Origin of the sequence: uncultured Microbacterium sp., assembly GCF_937927635.1 — a bacterium.
In the GTDB taxonomy this organism is placed as follows: Bacteria; Actinomycetota; Actinomycetes; order Actinomycetales; family Microbacteriaceae; genus Microbacterium.
Genome location: NZ_CALBRW010000045.1, coordinates 57,575 through 74,188, shown reverse-complemented (window position 1 = coordinate 74,188; position 16,614 = coordinate 57,575). Strand labels below are relative to the sequence as shown.

The following is a 16,614-nucleotide window of genomic DNA, read 5'->3' as shown; positions in this document are numbered from 1 at the left end:
CAATGCGCACAGGCAGTCCGGTCCGCACCTGGACCCCGCTCATCCTCGGCGTCGTGCTGGTCGTCGTGCTGGCGATCCTGCCGCTGCTGAACCTTTCGATCCCCGGCATCCTGCCCGGCCCGACCTACACTCCCGGCTCGCTGGCGCTGATGTCGCTGTGCATGGTGTTCGCCGCGCTCGCACTCTCGTACAACCTGATGCTGGGCACGGCCGGCATGCTGTCGTTCGGCCACGCGCTGTACTTCGGCGCCGGCGCGTACGGCCTCGGCATCGTGCTGCAGGCCGCGCAGCTGCCGCTCGTGCCCGGTGTGTTCGCAGCCCTGCTGGGCGGCATCGTCATCGCCGTGGTCACGGGCGCGGTGGCCATGCGGGTGAACGGCATCCCGTTCGCGATGGTCACCCTCGCCTTCGCGCAGGCCGGCTCCGTGCTGGTTCGCCGCAACCAGGCCGTCACCGGTGGCGAGGAGGGCCTCAGCCTGAACACGGCCGGCGTGCCCGACTGGATGGTCGGCGTGATCAACACCCGCAACCTGTACTGGGTGTCGCTCGCGGTCGTCGTGCTGGTCTACCTGATCGTGCTGTGGGTGGATCGCTCGCGCCTGGGACATCTGGCCGCCGCCGCACGCGAGAACGACCTGCGCGTGCGGGTGCTGGGCCTGCATCCTGCCCGCGCCAGGCTGATGGTCTTCGTGATCGCCGGGCTGTGCGCGTCGCTTGCCGGGATCGCCTATCTGCTGCTGCAGTCCGGCACCCAACCCAGCGCCGTGGGCGCCGACCTGACGATCACCGTGCTGGTGATGGTGGTCCTCGGCGGCGTCGGCTTCCGGTGGGGAGCGATCCTCGGCGGCGTCCTGTACACGATCCTCGACCAGCGCCTGACCGTGCTGGCCCGCGCCGACGCCATCCACCAGCTGCCGGACATCCTGCGCGTGCCGCTCTCCGAGCCGCTGTTCATCCTGGGTGTGCTGTTCATCCTCGTGGTGATGTTCCTGCCCGGCGGCATCGCCGGGACCGTCGACAGCAGTCTGCGGCGTCGTCGCGGCGGCTCCGCCTCGCCCGGATCGGGGGGCGTCGATGAGGGCGCCGCGGGGGTCGCGGCGTGATGATGGATGTCATGGCCGGAGCGCACACGATCGGACGGTGGCTGCGCGAGAGCGCGGCCGCCTCGCCCACGCGGATCGCCGTCGACGACAGAGGCGTCCGCACCGACTACCGGACGCTCGCCGCACGGGCGGATGCGCTGGCGACGAGACTGTCGGATGCCGGGTACGGCGCCGGCCAGCGCATCGCCACGCTCTCGGGCAACTCCACCGACCACGTCGTCGCGCTGTTCGCCTGCGCCGAGCTGGGCATCGCGTTCGTGCCGCTGTCGTGGCGGCTCACCCCGGGTGAGCTCGCGGCGTTAATCGCGCGGACGGCTCCGGCGCTGATGCTCATCGAGGACGAGCACGCGGCCCTCGCGTCGGCCGCCCTGGAGCTGGTGGACGCGCCCGTCGCGCAGGCGACGCTGGGCGTGTCCGGCGTGGAGCACGAGGTGCCGGAGTGCGCGGATGCCGTGCCCCGGCGCCCCGCGCGCGACGACGACCCGCTGCTGGTGATCTACACCTCGGGCAGCGAGGCGGCGCCCAAGGGCGTCGTGCTCACCCACGAGAACTGCTTCTGGAACAACCTCGCGCTGGATCGCGCCATGCCGCTGGGCGCCGATGACGTCGTGCTGGCCATGCTGCCGCAGTACCACGTGGCGGCGTGGAACGTGCAGCCGCTGCAGGCGTGGTGGCGCGGCGCGACCGTGGTGCTCGAGCGCTCCTTCGACCCGGGGCGCGTGCTGCAGCTGATCGCCGAGCGCGGCGTCACTGCCATCATGGGCGTGCCCACGCAGTACCGCATGCTGCAGCAGCATCCGCTCTGGCGCTCGGCCGACCTGTCCTCGCTGCACAGGGTCGTCGTCGGCGGCGCGACTGTTCCCGAGGATCTCGTCGCGAACTGGGCCGAGCGCGGCCTGGCCTTCACCCAGGGCTACGGCCTCACCGAGGCGGGGCCCAACGTGCTGTACCTGGCCCCTGAGCTGGTCGCAGGTCATCCCGGCGCTGTCGGGCGCCCGTATCCGGGCGTGGATGCGCGATTGGTGGATCCCGCGTCCGGCCTGGAGCTGCAGGGCGCGGCGACCGGCGAGCTGTGGGTGCGCGGCGCGAGCGTGTTCGGCGGCTATCTCGACGATCCCTCGGCGACCGCCCGCGCCAAGCAGGGGGAGTGGCTGCGCACCGGCGACCTGCTGCACCGCGATGCCGACGGCATCCACCGCGTCGTGGACCGGTTGAAGGAGATCTACGTCTCCGGCGGGGAGAACGTCGCCCCGGCCGAGGTGGAGCAGGCGCTCGACGCGCATCCGCTGGTGAGCTCCTCCGCCGTCGTCGGCGTGCCGGATGTGGTGTGGGGCGAGCGCGGCATCGCCTTCGTGGTGGCCGCCGGCCCGGTCTCCGCAGACGAACTCCGCGCCTTCGCAGCGCAGCGGCTGGCGTCGTTCAAACTCCCCGCCCGCATCGTCTTCGTCGACGACCTGCCCCGCTCGACCATCGAGAAGGTCGCCCGCGGCCGGCTGCGCGTCATGGCGCGCGACCTGCTCGCCGAGTCCCCCGTGAACGAGCAGCCTGTGAAGGAGCGTCATGACCACGCAGACCGATGATCCGCCTGTCTCTCCGGCGACGGGGCGGCCGCTGACCAAACGAGGTCAGCAGACCCGCCGCAGACTGCTGGAGGGCGCCGAGCAGGTGTTCGCCGACCTCGGATACCACGAGGCGTCGATCGTGAAGATCACCGAGCACGCCGGCGTCGCCCTCGGCACGTTCTACCTGTACTTCGACAGCAAGCAGGCCATCTTCGAAGCGCTGGTCGTCGACCTCAACAGCCGCGTGCGGCACTCGATGTCCGAGGCCATGGCGGGCGCCGCCGACCGTATCGCGGCCGAGCGGGCGGGATTCGAGGGCTTCTTCCGGTTCACGGCGCAGCATCCCGCGCTGTACCGCGTCGTGCGCGAGGCGGAGTTCGTCTCGCCCGCCATGCTCAAGCTGCACTACGAGCGCATCGTCGAGGGCTATCAGGCGGGGCTGGCCGCGGCACAGCGCGACGGCGAGGTCGCGGCGCAGCTGGACACCGAGGTGGTCGCCTGGGCGCTGATGGGCGCCGGCGAGCTGATCGGCATGCGCTACCTGCTCTGGGAGCGGGATGCCGACGGGCGACCGCCCGCCGAGATCGACCCGGCCGTCCTCGACGGCATGACCGGATTCATCACCCGGGCGCTGCGCCCGGACGCCACGGAAGGGGCAGCACGATGATCGAACAGGATCTCGCCGGACGGCGGGCCATCGTCACAGGAGGCGCCAGCGGGATCGGCCTGGCATGCGCGCGGGAGTTCGCGCGCCGCGGGGCGCACGTGACCATCGCCGATCTGAACGCGCAGGCGGCCGCGGCCGCCGCCGAGGAGATCGGCGGCGAGGCCTGGGAGGTCGACCTCTCCGACACGAAGGCTCTGGACACGGTGTCGCTGGATGCCGACATCCTGGTCAACAACGCGGGCATCCAGCGGGTCAGCCCGATCACGGAGTTCGACCCGGACGCGTTCCGACTCATCCAGCGGATCATGCTCGAGGCGCCGTTCCTGCTGATCCGCGCAGTGCTGCCCGGTATGTACGAGCGCGGCTGGGGCAGGGTCGTCAACATCTCCAGCGTGCACGGCTTGCGTGCGAGCGCCTTCAAGTCGGCGTACGTCGCGGCCAAGCACGGGCTGGAGGGCTTGTCCAAGGTGACGGCGCTCGAGGGCGGGCCGCACGGTGTCACCAGCAACTGCATCAACCCCGGGTACGTGCGCACCCCGCTGGTCGAGAAGCAGATCGCCGACCAGGCGCGTGTGCACGACATCCCGGAGAGCGAGGTGGTGGAGCGGATCATGCTCACAGAGAGCGCCATCAAGCGACTCGTGGAGGCGACCGAGGTCGCGTCGCTGGCAGGCTGGCTGGCATCGGACGCCGCAGGCATGGTCACCGGCGCCTCCTACACGATGGACGGCGGATGGAGCGCCCGATGAGCTCGCACGTCTATCGCACGATCGATGTGCCCGTCTCCGGCGGTGCGCTGCGAGTAGGCGTCTGGGAGCCGGAGGGCGAGGCCACCGGCAGCGCGCTGCTGATCCACGGCGTCACGTCCTCGCACCTGGCCTGGCCGTTCGTGGTGAGGCAGCTGCCCGGCATCCGCCTGATCGCTCCCGACCTGCGCGGCCGAGGGATGAGCAGCACCGTGCACGGGGCGGCGGGCATGGCCGCGCACGCCGACGACATGGCCGCGGTGCTGGATGCTGTGGGCATCGGATCCACGACCGTGGTCGGGCACTCGATGGGCGCGTTCGTCGCCGTGGCGTTCGCCCACCGGCATCCGGACCGTGTCCGCGACCTGGTGCTCGTGGACGGCGGATTCCCGCTCGACCTGCCCGCCGGCGTCGACCCCGACCAGCTGGTGCAGGTGGTGCTGGGGCCGGTCGCCGAGCGGCTGTCGATGCGGTGGTCCGGCGTGCAGGAGTACACCGACACCTTCTGGCGCCACCACCCCGCGCTGGTCGATGACTGGAGCGACGAGGTGGAGCAGTACATCGCCTACGACCTCGTGCCCGACGGCGACGCATTCCGCGCGGCGACCACGTACGAGTCGATGGCGGATGACACGCGGGACATGAACGTGGGCACTCTGCTGCCCGAGGCGCTGGCGGCGCTGTCGAAGCCGACGCTGTTCATCACCGTGCCGCGCGGCCTGCAGAACGAGACGCCGGGCCTGTACCCGCCCGCGCATCTGGCGGATCTGCTGACGGCATTCCCCCAGGTGCGGCACGTGCACCTGGACGACCTCAACCATTACACGGTGGTGATGTCCGAGCGGGGCGCGGCGATGCTCGCGCCGCTGATCCGCGCCGAACTCGGCTGACTCAGCGCCTGGCTGGACTGACTCAGCGCCTGGCGCCGGCGATCCGCGAGGACAGCTGGTGCGCGTGCGCGAGGAGCGTTCGGCCGAGCTGCGGCATCCGGTCCGGGCCGAAGCGGAACTCCGCACCGGTGAGGCTCAGCGCCCACTCGGCGCGGCCCTCCCTGTTGAACACCGCGGCGCCGATGCCCCAGGATCCCTCCACGATCAGGCCCGGGTTGATGGCGTAACCGCGGGCCTTGGTCTCGGCCAGGCGCCGGCGCAAGGGGACGGGGCCGTGCGGGGCCCCCCAGCGCTGCTCCAGCTCGGGGTGCCGCTCCAGGTAGGCATCCATATCGTGGGCGGGCAGGAACGACAGGATGGCGATCCCGGCGCTCGCGACGCCGAGCGGGAAGCGGATGCCCTCGCTGAGGACGAACGAGCGGATCGGGAAAGGCCCCTCCTCGCGGATCAGGCACACGGTCTCATCCGCCCGGCGCGCGGAGAGGAACGCGCTCTCCTCGGTCTGCACGGCCAGCGACCGCACGATGTCCCGCGCGAGCTCGGTCACGTCGTAGCGCGAGGCCGCGACGGTTCCCATGAGGTAGAGCTCCGGGCCGGGAGTCCAGCGCGAGGTCACCGGGTCCTGATCCACCAGCCCCTCCACGCGCAGCGCGGTCAGCAGCCGATGCGCCGTGGAGCGGCTGAGCCCGGCATCCGCCGCCAGCCGGTGCAGGGGAGCGCCGTCGGCCGTCGCCGACACCAGCCGCAGCAGCGACGATGCGCGGGCGATGGCCTGCGCGCCGGGTACCGTGCGGCGACCGGGGGAGGAGGATTCCATAATGTGGACGCTAGTCGGATCCGTGACCACATCGCAAGCATCCGCTTGCCGCTCCCACGCGATGCGACGGATGCTGGAGGGGAACCATCACGAAGGAGTGACCTGTGATCGACAAACAGTTCGCAACAGCGGCCGAGGCGGTCGCCGACATCCCCGACGGCGCCTCTCTCGCGGTCGGAGGCTTCGGGCTCTCGGGCAACCCGATGATCCTCATCGAGGCGCTGCTCGCCCAGGGGACCAAGGACCTGAGCGTCGTCAGCAACAACTGCGGCGTGGACGACTGGGGGCTGGGCGTGCTCCTGGGCGCCCAGCGCATCCGCAAGATGACGTCGTCGTACGTCGGCGAGAACAAGGAGTTCGAGCGGCAGTTCCTCGAGGGCGACCTCGAGCTGGAGCTCACCCCGCAGGGCACCCTGGCCGAGAAGCTGCGCGCCGGCGGATCCGGCATCGCCGCGTTCTACACGCAGACGGGTGTGGGCACGCAGGTGGCCGAGGGCGGTCTGCCGCGCCGGTACAACGCCGACGGCACGATCGCTGTCGCCTCGCCGGTCAAGGAGACCCGCACCTTCGACTTCCACGGCGAACCGCGGGAGTTCGTGCTGGAGGAGTCCATCACGACCGACTTCGCCCTCGTGCATGCGCTCAAGGGCGACCGGCACGGCAACCTGGTCTTCAACATGGCCGCCCGCAACTTCAACCCGCTGGCAGCCATGGCCGGCCGCGTGTGCATCGCGCAGGTCGAGCAGCTGGTCGAGCCCGGCGAGCTGCCGCCGGATGCCGTGCACCTGCCGGGCGTGTTCGTGCATCGCGTCGTGGAGGTCGGCACCGACATCGAGAAGCGCATCGAACGGCGCACCGTCAAGGGAGGGAACTGATCATGGCACTCACCCGTGAGGAGATGGCGGCCCGCGCCGCGCAGGAGCTGACCGACGGATCATACGTCAACCTCGGCATCGGCCTGCCCACCAAGGTGCCGAACCACGTGCCCGACGGCGTCACCGTCGTGCTGCAGTCCGAGAACGGCATCCTGGGCGTCGGGCCGTACCCGACCGAGGAGAATGTCGACGCCGACCTGATCAACGCCGGCAAGGAGACCGTCACGCTGCTTCCCGGTGCGGCGTTCTTCGACTCCGCCACCAGCTTCGGCATGATCCGCGGCGGCAAGATCGACGCCGCGATCCTCGGCGCCATGCAGGTGTCCGCGACCGGAGACCTGGCCAACTGGATGATTCCCGGCAAGATGGTCAAGGGGCCCGGCGGTGCGATGGACCTCGTGCACGGGGCCGGGCGCGTGATCGTCCTGATGGAGCACGTCGCCAAGGACGGCTCCGCCAAGATCGTGAACGAGTGCTCCCTGCCGCTGACCGGGCGAGGAGTGGTCGACCGCATCATCACCGACCTCGCCGTCATCGACGTCACCCCCGAAGGGCTCGTGCTCATCGAGACCGCACCGGGCGTGAGCGTGCAGGAGGTCATCGACGCCACCGAGCCGGCGCTGACCGTCTCGGAGAATCTGAAGGAGAACTCATGAGCGACATCGTCATCGTCGCAGCCGCCCGCACCCCGCAGGGACGGCTCAAGGGACAGCTGGCATCGTTCACCGCGCCGCAGCTGGGATCGTTCGCGATCCGCGGCGCCCTCGAGCAGGGCGGGGTCGCGCCCGGTGACGTGGATGCGGTGATCATGGGCCAGGTGCTTGCGGCGGGATCCGGCCAGAATGCCGCCCGCCAGGCCGCCATCGGCGCCGGCATCGGCTGGGACGTGCCCGCCAGCTCGGTGAACAAGGTGTGCCTGTCGGGCATGACCGCCATCATCGACGCGTACCGGATGATCCGGCTCGGAGACGCCACGACCGTCGTCGCCGGCGGCATGGAGTCCATGACCCGCGCCCCGCATCTGCTGATGGGCTCGCGCGACGGCTGGTCGTACGGCACCGTCGAGGTGCTCGACCACATGGCGTACGACGGGCTCACCGATGCGTACGACCGCGAGAGCATGGGCGCCTCCACCGAGCGGCAGAACCCGCGCTACGAGATGACCCGCGAGCTGCAGGACGCCGTCGCGGCGCTCTCGCATCAGCGTGCCGCCGCCGGTCAGGCAGAGGGGGCATTCGATGCGGAGATCGTCCCCGTCACAGTGCAGCCCCGCAGGGGCGACCCGATCGTGCTCACCGAGGACGAGGGCGTGCGGCCGGACACCACCGTGGAGACGCTCGCGAAACTGCGCCCGGCCTTCGCCGAGGGCGGCTCGATCACCGCCGGCAACTCCTCGCAGATATCCGACGGCGCGGCCGCGGTGATCGTCACCACCCGTGAGAACGCCGAGGCGAAGGGATGGCCGGTGCTGGCCGTCATCGGCGCCAACGGTCAGGTCGCGGGCCCGGACAACTCGCTGCAGGCGCAGCCCGCCAGGGCCATCGAGAAGGCGCTGTCCAAGCAGGGGATCACCACTGCCGATCTCGACCTCGTGGAGATCAACGAGGCGTTCGGCGCGGTGGTCGCGCGCTCGCAGCAGGAGCTGGGACTGTCCAGCGACATCGTCAACGTGCACGGCGGCGGCATCGCCATCGGGCATCCGATCGGCGTCAGCGGCACCCGACTGATCGTGCATCTCGCGCACGAGCTCGCGAAGCGCGGCTCGGGCACCGCGGTCGCGGCACTCTGCGGCGGCGGTGGCCAGGGCGAGGCGCTGGTCCTCACGCGCTGATCGACTGCGACGATTCGACGGGCTCAGCGGCCCAATCACATGGGTCCCTGAGCCTGTCGAAGGGGCGGGTCCGTCGGAGAAGCGCCGGGTTCAGCGCTTGGTGGCCTTCGCTGCCTTCTCGGCGGCCTTGCGCTGCTTCTTCGCGCGCTTGGACTGCTTCGGAGCCAGCGGCGAGTCCGGGGCCACTGCGATGCCGTGCGCGTCGCGGCGCATGTCCACGGCGGCGCCGATGGCCAGCGCCAGGGTGATGCCCCAGCTCAGCCACGCCAGCATGGCGCGCCAGGTGATGGGGGCGTCGCGGGTGCCGCGCAGCAGTGACATTCCGGCCGTGATGGCGCCGATGAGTCCGGTGCTGAAGAGATACCGCATGGAATCACGTTAGCCGAGGTCCCCGCCGGCACGGGTAGACTGTGGGGCAGTTCCAGCTGTGTATCTACCGGCCGCCGGCTTCCCGGCGGACAGCGGCGGCACCCGACCCGGCGTCGGTCAGACGCCCGAGAGCCATGACACAGATCTCCTCCTCACCGAGCCTGCTCCGACTTGCGGGCCTGCCGTACTTCCTGATCGCGTTCGTCGCGAGACTGCCGTTCGCGATGATGGTCGTGGGCGTGCTGACGATCGTCGTCAGCGTGCGCGAGTCGCTCACCCTGGGCGGTCTCACCTCCGCCGTCGTGGGTCTCGGCACTGCGGTGGTCGGCCCGTTCCTGGGCGCCGCCGCCGATCGCTACGGCCAGCGGCTGGTGCTGGTCGCCACGGCCGTGCTGAACTCCGCGATGCTGGCGGCGTTCGCGCTGGTGGTGTACAGCCCGGCGGGCGACGCCCCGGTGCTGCTGGCGGCGTTCGCGATCGGCGCCACCGCGCCGCAGGTCTCGCCGATGTCCCGTTCGCGACTGGTCACCATCATCGACGAGCGGATGCCGGAATCCCGGCGTGCCCGCACGACCTCGTCCACCATGTCCTACGAGTCGGCTGCGGACGAGTCCGTGTTCGTCTTCGGCCCCTTCCTGGTGGGCGCGCTGGCGTCGTTCATCGCACCCTGGGCGCCGATGGCGCTGGCCTCCGTACTGACACTGCTGTTCGTCGGCGCCTTCGCCCTGCATCCCACCGGCAGGCACGTGTCCATCACGCGCGCCGCCGACGGCAGCGCGCCCTCGGCGGCATCCGAGCTGTTCCGGCCGGTGCTGCTGGTGGTGGTCGCCGGCATCTTCGGCGTGGGGCTCTTCTTCGGCGCCACGCTCACCGCGCTGACCTCGTTCATGGCCGATCGGGGGCTCCCCGAGCAGGCCGGTCTGCTGTACGGCGTGATGGGCATCGGATCTGCGATCCTCGCGCTCGGGGTGGCATGGCTGCCGCCGCGGTTCACCCTGCACGCCCGGTGGCTGTTCTTCGGCGCCATCCTGCTGGCGGGGTCGGTGCTGGTGGCCACGGCATCCGAGGTCTGGATGATGACGCTCGCACTGGCCATCCTCGGCATCGGCGTGGGCCCGACCCTGGTCACGCTGTACAGCCTGGGCGCCGCACGCAGCCCGCTGGGGCGCTCCGCCACGGTGATGACCATGCTGGGGTCCGGCGTCGTCGTGGGTCAGGCCGCGGCGGCAGCCGTCACCGGCGCGCTGGCCGAGGGCGTCGGCACGTCCGCGTCGCTGCTCATGCCGCTGGCGGCATCCGCGGTGGTGGTGATCTGCGGCATCCTCAACCGCGTCCTGTCGCGCACGCGGCACTGACGGCTCTTCGCTCGGTAGCCTGGAGGCACCGAGCAGAGGAGCCTTCATGGTCGCCGCAGAATTCGTCGTCGTCGCCAACAGGCTGCCGGTCGACCGAGTCGTCACCGCCGACGGCGAGGAGATCTGGCGCACGTCGCCGGGCGGACTGGTGGCGGCGCTGGAGCCGATGATGCACACCGTCGACGGCGCATGGGTGGGCTGGGCGGGCATGCCCGACCTGGAACTCGCGCCGTTCACGGCCGACGGCATCCGCCTGCTGCCGGTGCCGCTGTCCGCGAGCGAGATCCAGCTGTACTACGAGGGCTTCTCCAACGACACCATCTGGCCGCTGTACCACGACGTGATCGCTCCGCCGCAGTTCCACCGGGAGTGGTGGGACGCCTACGTCACCGTGAACCTGCGCTTCGCCGAGGCCGCCGCGACGGCCGTCGCGAAGGGCGGCACCGTCTGGGTGCACGACTACCAGCTTCAGCTGGTGCCGGAGATGGTGCGCAACCTGCGGCCCGACGTCACGATCGGCTACTTCCACCACATCCCTTTCCCCGCGCACAGCCTGTACGCGCAGCTGCCGTGGCGGGACCAGGTGCTGCGCGGCCTGCTGGGCGCCGATGTCATCGGCTTCCAGCGCGCGCAGGACGCCGCCAACTTCATCGCCGCGGTCAAGCGCAGGCTGGGATACGAGACGAAGGCCGCCCTGGTGGCCATGCCCGACGGCCGCCACGTGCACGTGAAGGCGTTCCCGATCTCCATCGACACCACGCCGTACCGCGAGCTGGCGCGCCGCCCGGACATCCGCGCGCGCGCCGCGGAGATCCGTGCGGGCCTGGGCAACCCGAAGCGCATCCTGCTGGGCGTGGACCGGTTGGACTACACCAAGGGCATCCGTCACCGGATCAAGGCGTATGGCGAACTGCTGGACCAGGGACGCATCTCGGTCGAGGATGCGACGTTCATCCAGGTAGCCAGCCCCAGCAGAGAGCGCGTGGACGCCTACGTGCACCTGCGCGACGAGGTGGAGCTGGCCATCGGACGCATCAACGGCGATCACGACACGCTCGGGCACACCGCCATCCGCTACCTGCACCAGGGCTTCCCCCGCGAGGAGATGGTGGCGATGTACCTGGCAGCCGATGTGATGCTCGTCACCGCCCTGCGGGACGGCATGAACCTCGTCGCCAAGGAGTACGTCGCCACGCGCGCCGACAACCGCGGAGTCCTCGTCCTCAGCGAGTTCACGGGGGCGTCGGACGAGCTCAAGCAGGTGGTGCGCGTGAACCCGCACGACATCGAGGGCATGAAGGATGCCATCGTCGCGGCGCTGGAGATGCCGCGAGAGGAGCAGGCCAGGCGCATGCGATCGCTGCGCAAGCGCGTGCTCGAGCACGACGTGGACGCCTGGTCGCGCTCGTTCCTGAAGGCGCTCGAGCACGCCGCAGCCCACCGCCACCACACCCATGAGCAGGAGCACGCATGACCCGCCGCTGGACCGCAGCCACGCCCGACACCGCCGTCACCGCCATCGCCCGCACGACCGTGCTGCTGGTGGCGCTGGACTTCGACGGCACCGCATCCCCGCTGGTGCCCGATCCGATGCAGGCCAGGGCGCTGCCCTCCGTCACCGCGGCGGTGGCGCGGCTGGCGCTCCTGCCCGACACCGAGGTCGCGTACGTGTCCGGTCGCAGCCTGGTCCATCTGCGCGAGATCGCCGAGCACGACGACGACTCGCCGGTGATCCTGGCGGGATCCCACGGCGCGCAGTACTGGTTCCCCGGCGAGGGCGAGGCGGATGCCGGTGAGACGGCCCAGGAGCGCGAACTGCGCGAATCGCTGTTCGATGAGCTGGAGCCGCTGCTCGAGCAGTACCCCGGCGTGGAGCTGGAGCGCAAGACCTTCGGCGTGGGCGTGCTCGGCAGACCCGCCGATCCGGCCGTGGAGCGGGCGGCGTTCTCCGCCGTCGACGAGGTGATGGCCCGGAGGGCGGCGCGCTGGCGGCGGCGCACCGGGGATCGCATCCTGGAGTTCTCCTCGAGACAGGAGGGCAAGGATGCCGCGATCCGGACGCTGCGCGACCGCACCGGTGCCACCGGCATCCTCTTCGCCGGGGATGACGTGACCGACGAGGACGCCCTGCGGGTGCTGGAGGACGGCGATCTCGGCGTGCGTGTGGGGGAGGGGGAGACCTCGGCGACGCTGCGCGTGGACTCCCCGCAGCAGATCGCCGAGCTTCTCGACGTCATCGCGGCCGAACGCGCCACGGGGCGGGAATAGACTGCCGTCATGTCCACCCGAGAAGACCCCCCCGGCGCGCCCGGCGCGCATCCCGAAATCGACATCAAGCCGCGCAGCCGCGTCGTCACCGACGGCATCGAGGCGACCACATCCCGCGGAATGCTCCGTGCCGTCGGCATGGGCGACGCGGACTGGGACAAGCCCCAGATCGGCATCGCGTCGAGCTGGAATGAGATCACCCCCTGCAACCTGAGCCTGGACCGGCTCGCGCAGGCGGCGAAGGAGGGCGTGCACTCCGGCGGCGGCTACCCGCTGCAGTTCGGCACCATCTCCGTCTCGGACGGCATCTCGATGGGTCACGAGGGCATGCACTTCTCGCTGGTGTCGCGCGAGGTCATCGCCGACTCCGTCGAGACCGTGATGATGGCCGAGCGCCTCGACGGCAGCGTGCTGCTGGCCGGCTGCGACAAGTCCATCCCCGGCATGCTGATGGCCAGCGCCCGCCTGGGCCTGTCCAGCGTGTTCCTGTACGCCGGCTCCATCGCCCCGGGCTGGGTCAAGCTCTCGGACGGCACCGAGAAGGACATCACCATCATCGACTCCTTCGAGGGCGTCGGCGCGTGTCGCGCCGGCCGCATGACCGAGGAGGACCTCAAGCGCATCGAGTGCGCGTTCGCTCCCGGTGAGGGCGCCTGCGGCGGCATGTACACCGCCAACACCATGGCGTCGATGGCCGAGGCACTCGGTCTCAGCATCCCCGGCTCCGCCGCCCCGCCGGCGGCCGACCGCCGCCGCGACTACTTCGCGCACCGCTCCGGTGAGGCCGTCGTCAACCTGCTCCGCCAGGGCATCACCACCAAGGACATCCTCACCAAGGAATCGTTCGAGAACGCCATCTCGCTGCTGATGGCGCTGGGCGGTTCCACGAACGCGGTGCTGCACCTGCTGGCCATCGCCAACGAGGCCGGCGTCGACCTGAGCCTGCACGACTTCAACCGCATCGGCGACAAGGTCCCGCATGTGGGCGACCTCAAGCCCTTCGGCCAGTACGTCATGAACGACGTCGACCGGCACGGCGGCATCCCCGTGATCATGAAGGCGATGCTCGACGAGGGCTACCTGCACGGCGACGCGCTGACCGTCACCGGCAAGACCCTCGCCGAGAACCTGAAGGAGCTGGACCCCGCCCCCATCGACGGCGAGGTCATCCGCACCTTCGACAACCCCATCCACGGCACCGGCGGCATCACGATCCTGCACGGGTCGATGGCGCCCGAGGGCGCTGTGGTGAAGACCGCGGGCTTCGACGCCGCGGTGTTCGAGGGCCCGGCACGCGTGTTCGAGCGCGAGCGCGCGGCCATGGATGCGCTCGCCGACGGCGACATCAAGGCCGGCGACGTGGTCGTCATCCGCTACGAGGGTCCCAAGGGCGGCCCCGGCATGCGCGAGATGCTGGCGATCACCGGCGCCATCAAGGGCGCGGGGCTCGGAAAAGATGTACTACTCTTGACAGACGGTCGATTCTCAGGCGGCACAACCGGCCTGTGCATCGGCCACATAGCACCCGAAGCGGTGGACGCAGGTCCCATCGCCTTCGTGCGCGATGGTGATCTGATACGGGTCGATATCGCGGCTCGCTCCCTCGAGCTACTCGTCGAGGAGGCAGAGCTGAGCTCCCGCCATGAGGGCTGGGAGCCCCTTCCTCCGCGCTATACCCGTGGCGTCCTCGCCAAGTTCGCTCGCCTCGTGCGCTCTGCCTCGCAGGGCGCCGTCACCGGCTGATCCTCGATCGCCGCCCCCGCCGAGCCGGCTTCGAAATCCATCAGATCATCTAGGAAAGACATGACTCCTCCCGACTCCGCAACCGCCGTGCCGCGGCCGCCGGCTCGCTCCGCTTCCGCTCCCGAGATCTCGGGAGCGGAGGCGGTCGTCCGGTCGCTCGAGAATCTGGGCGTGACCGACGTGTTCGGCCTCCCCGGCGGGGCGATCCTCCCGGTCTACGACCCGCTGATGGACGCCTCGAACCTGCGGCACATCCTCGTCCGGCACGAGCAGGGCGCCGGGCACGCGGCGGAGGGATACGCGTCGGCATCCGGGAAGGTCGGTGTGTGCATCGCCACCTCCGGTCCTGGAGCGACCAACCTGGTCACCGCGATCGCCGACGCGTACATGGATTCCGTGCCGATGGTCGCGATCACCGGTCAGGTCTTCTCCACGCTGATGGGAACGGATGCCTTCCAGGAGGCCGACATCGTGGGCATCACGATGCCGGTCACCAAGCACTCCTTCCTGGTCAAGCGCGCGGCGGACATCCCCGGGGCCATCGCGGCGGCCTTCGAGATCGCCTCGACGGGTCGCCCCGGTCCGGTGCTCGTGGACATCACGAAGGACGCGCAGCAGGCGCTGGCGCCCTTCCACTGGCCGCCGAAGATGGACCTGCCCGGCTACCGCCCGGTGACCAAGGCGCACGGCAAGCAGATCCAGGCCGCGGCCACCCTGCTCGCCGAGGCCAAGAAGCCGGTGCTGTACGTCGGCGGCGGCGTGATCCGCGGTCACGCCTCCCAGGAGCTGCGCGTGCTGGCGGAGTCCACCGGCGCCCCCGTGGTCACCACGCTGATGGCCCGCGGCGCGTTCCCCGACTCGCACCCGCAGCACCTGGGCATGCCGGGCATGCACGGCACGGTCCCGGCCGTGCTGGCACTGCAGGAGGCCGACCTGATCGTCTCGCTGGGCGCGCGGTTCGACGACCGCGTCACCGGAAAGGTGAAGCTGTTCGCCCCGCACGCCAAGATCGTGCACGTGGACATAGACCCCGCCGAGATCTCCAAGATCCGCACGGCCGACGTTCCCATCGTGGGCGATGTGAAGGACGTGCTGGTCGACCTGGACACCGCGTTCCGCAGCGTGCTCTCGGGCGGCAGCCCCGACACCGAGGAGTGGTGGTCGTACCTCGACGGGCTCAAGTCAGAGTTCCCGCTGGGCTTCACGGCTCCCACCGACGGCCTGATGTCGCCGCAGTACGTCATCCAGCGCATCGGCGAGCTGACAGGGCCCGAGGCCGTGTACGCGGCGGGCGTCGGCCAGCACCAGATGTGGGCCGCGCAGTTCATCAAGTACGAGCGCCCCAACTCGTGGCTGAACTCCGGCGGTGCCGGCACCATGGGCTACTCCGTGCCGGCCGCAATGGGCGCGAAGGTCGCGGAGCCGGACCGCGTGGTGTGGTCGATCGACGGCGACGGATGCTTCCAGATGACCAATCAGGAGCTCGCGACCTGCGTCATCAACAACATCCCCATCAAGGTCGCCATCATCAACAACTCCTCGCTGGGCATGGTGCGCCAGTGGCAGACGCTGTTCTACGACGGCCGCCACTCCAACACCGACCTGAACACGGGAGCGGGGACGGTCCGCATCCCCGACTTCGTCAAGCTCGCCGAGGCGTACGGCTGCCTCGCCATCCGCGTGGAGAGCGAGGACGAGGTGGACGCCGCGATCAAGCTCGCTCTGGAGACGAACGACCGCCCGGTGGTGATCGACTTCGTCGTCAGTGCGGATGCCATGGTGTGGCCGATGGTGCCACAGGGAGTCAGCAACAGCTACGTCCAGTACGCGCGCGACCACGCGCCGGCCTTCGACCAGGAGATCTGAATCATGGCATCGCATGTGCTGAGCCTGCTGGTGGAGGACACCCCCGGCATCCTGACCCGCGTGGCGGGGCTGTTCGCCCGCCGCGGCTTCAACATCGAGTCGCTCGCCGTGGGCGTGACCGAGGTGCCCGGCATCTCGCGCATCACCGTCGTCGTCGACGTCGAGGACCTGCCGCTCGAGCAGGTCACCAAGCAGCTGAACAAGCTCATCAACCTGATCAAGATCGTCGAGCTCGAGCAGTCCTCGTCGGTGCAGCGCGAGCACATGCTCATCAAGGTGCGCACCGACAACAACACCCGCTCGAACGTGCTCGAGGTCGTCAACCTGTTCCGCGCCTCGGTCGTCGACTACGCGCCCGACGCACTGGTGGTCGAGGTCACCGGCGACCAGGGCAAGGCGCAGGCGCTGCTGCGGGCGCTGGAGCCGTTCGGCATCAAGGAGCTGGCCCAGTCGGGCCTGGTCGCCATCGGCCGCGGCGGCAAGAGCATCACCGAGCGCGTGCTGCGCGGCTGACCCCCAGAA

The 16,614-nt window shown here is 70.2% G+C and carries 16 protein-coding genes; 14 read left to right on the top strand and 2 right to left on the bottom strand.

Going from position 1 to position 16,614, the window contains the following annotated elements:
- The first annotated feature begins 2 nt into the window (after positions 1 to 2).
- From Q0568_RS16725 to Q0568_RS16705, 5 genes are read left to right on the top strand one after another with little or no spacing between them, the layout of a single operon-like run.
- On the top strand, positions 3 to 1,103 hold the full coding sequence (locus tag Q0568_RS16725; protein ID WP_298868668.1) for a branched-chain amino acid ABC transporter permease: 1,101 nt from the start codon (positions 3 to 5) through the stop codon (positions 1,101 to 1,103).
- An 11-nt stretch (positions 1,104 to 1,114) separates the two neighbouring features.
- Positions 1,115 to 2,683, top strand: coding sequence for an AMP-binding protein (locus Q0568_RS16720; RefSeq protein ID WP_298868572.1), 1,569 nt, complete (start codon positions 1,115 to 1,117; stop codon positions 2,681 to 2,683).
- On the top strand, positions 2,664 to 3,332 hold the full coding sequence (locus Q0568_RS16715) for a TetR/AcrR family transcriptional regulator (protein ID WP_298868570.1): 669 nt from the start codon (positions 2,664 to 2,666) through the stop codon (positions 3,330 to 3,332). Before Q0568_RS16720 ends, Q0568_RS16715 begins: the two co-directional genes overlap by 20 nt.
- The gene (locus Q0568_RS16710; RefSeq protein ID WP_298868568.1) at positions 3,329 to 4,081 is read left to right on the top strand and encodes a 3-hydroxybutyrate dehydrogenase; all 753 of its coding nucleotides are present in this window, start codon (positions 3,329 to 3,331) and stop codon (positions 4,079 to 4,081) included. Before Q0568_RS16715 ends, Q0568_RS16710 begins: the two co-directional genes overlap by 4 nt.
- On the top strand, positions 4,078 to 4,968 hold the full coding sequence (locus tag Q0568_RS16705) for an alpha/beta hydrolase (RefSeq protein ID WP_298868566.1): 891 nt from the start codon (positions 4,078 to 4,080) through the stop codon (positions 4,966 to 4,968). The genes Q0568_RS16710 and Q0568_RS16705 overlap by 4 nt, the downstream gene beginning before the upstream one ends.
- A gap of 22 nt (positions 4,969 to 4,990) precedes the next feature.
- On the opposite strand, the gene Q0568_RS16700 is transcribed toward Q0568_RS16705, so the two are convergent.
- Positions 4,991 to 5,785: an IclR family transcriptional regulator gene (locus Q0568_RS16700; RefSeq protein ID WP_298868564.1), complete on the bottom strand. Its 795-nt coding sequence runs from the start codon at positions 5,783 to 5,785 to the stop codon at positions 4,991 to 4,993.
- Between the two features lie 104 nt (positions 5,786 to 5,889).
- On the opposite strand from Q0568_RS16700, the gene Q0568_RS16695 reads away from it, so the two are divergent.
- From Q0568_RS16695 to Q0568_RS16685, 3 genes are read left to right on the top strand one after another with little or no spacing between them, the layout of a single operon-like run.
- Positions 5,890 to 6,660: a CoA transferase subunit A gene (locus tag Q0568_RS16695; RefSeq protein WP_298868562.1), complete on the top strand. Its 771-nt coding sequence runs from the start codon at positions 5,890 to 5,892 to the stop codon at positions 6,658 to 6,660.
- Between the two features lie 2 nt (positions 6,661 to 6,662).
- Positions 6,663 to 7,316, top strand: a complete 654-nt coding sequence (locus Q0568_RS16690) for a CoA transferase subunit B (protein ID WP_298868560.1) — start codon at positions 6,663 to 6,665, stop codon at positions 7,314 to 7,316.
- A complete protein-coding gene (locus Q0568_RS16685) occupies positions 7,313 to 8,491 on the top strand; it encodes an acetyl-CoA C-acetyltransferase (RefSeq protein WP_298868558.1) in 1,179 nt (392 codons plus the stop codon). Before Q0568_RS16690 ends, Q0568_RS16685 begins: the two co-directional genes overlap by 4 nt.
- A 90-nt stretch (positions 8,492 to 8,581) precedes the next feature.
- On the opposite strand, the gene Q0568_RS16680 is transcribed toward Q0568_RS16685, so the two are convergent.
- Positions 8,582 to 8,860, bottom strand: coding sequence for a hypothetical protein (locus Q0568_RS16680; protein WP_298868556.1), 279 nt, complete (start codon positions 8,858 to 8,860; stop codon positions 8,582 to 8,584).
- A 134-nt stretch (positions 8,861 to 8,994) separates the two neighbouring features.
- On the opposite strand from Q0568_RS16680, the gene Q0568_RS16675 reads away from it, so the two are divergent.
- From Q0568_RS16675 to ilvN, 6 genes are read left to right on the top strand one after another with little or no spacing between them, the layout of a single operon-like run.
- Positions 8,995 to 10,215 carry an MFS transporter gene (locus Q0568_RS16675; protein ID WP_298868554.1) on the top strand — a complete coding sequence of 407 codons (1,221 nt, stop codon included), beginning with the start codon at positions 8,995 to 8,997 and terminating at the stop codon, positions 10,213 to 10,215.
- 46 nt (positions 10,216 to 10,261) lie between these two features.
- On the top strand, positions 10,262 to 11,689 hold the full coding sequence (locus Q0568_RS16670; protein WP_298868552.1) for a trehalose-6-phosphate synthase: 1,428 nt from the start codon (positions 10,262 to 10,264) through the stop codon (positions 11,687 to 11,689).
- Positions 11,686 to 12,483 (top strand): trehalose-phosphatase, encoded by a 798-nt coding sequence (gene otsB, locus Q0568_RS16665; RefSeq protein ID WP_298868550.1) that lies wholly within the window; start codon positions 11,686 to 11,688, stop codon positions 12,481 to 12,483. The genes Q0568_RS16670 and otsB overlap by 4 nt, the downstream gene beginning before the upstream one ends.
- A gap of 9 nt (positions 12,484 to 12,492) precedes the next feature.
- The gene (gene ilvD, locus Q0568_RS16660; RefSeq protein WP_298868549.1) at positions 12,493 to 14,226 is read left to right on the top strand and encodes a dihydroxy-acid dehydratase; all 1,734 of its coding nucleotides are present in this window, start codon (positions 12,493 to 12,495) and stop codon (positions 14,224 to 14,226) included.
- A gap of 60 nt (positions 14,227 to 14,286) precedes the next feature.
- Entirely contained in the window at positions 14,287 to 16,092 is a 1,806-nt protein-coding gene (locus Q0568_RS16655) for an acetolactate synthase large subunit (protein WP_298868547.1), read from the top strand.
- A gap of 3 nt (positions 16,093 to 16,095) precedes the next feature.
- Positions 16,096 to 16,605, top strand: a complete 510-nt coding sequence (ilvN, locus tag Q0568_RS16650; RefSeq protein WP_298868544.1) for an acetolactate synthase small subunit — start codon at positions 16,096 to 16,098, stop codon at positions 16,603 to 16,605.
- Positions 16,606 to 16,614 lie beyond the last annotated feature (9 nt).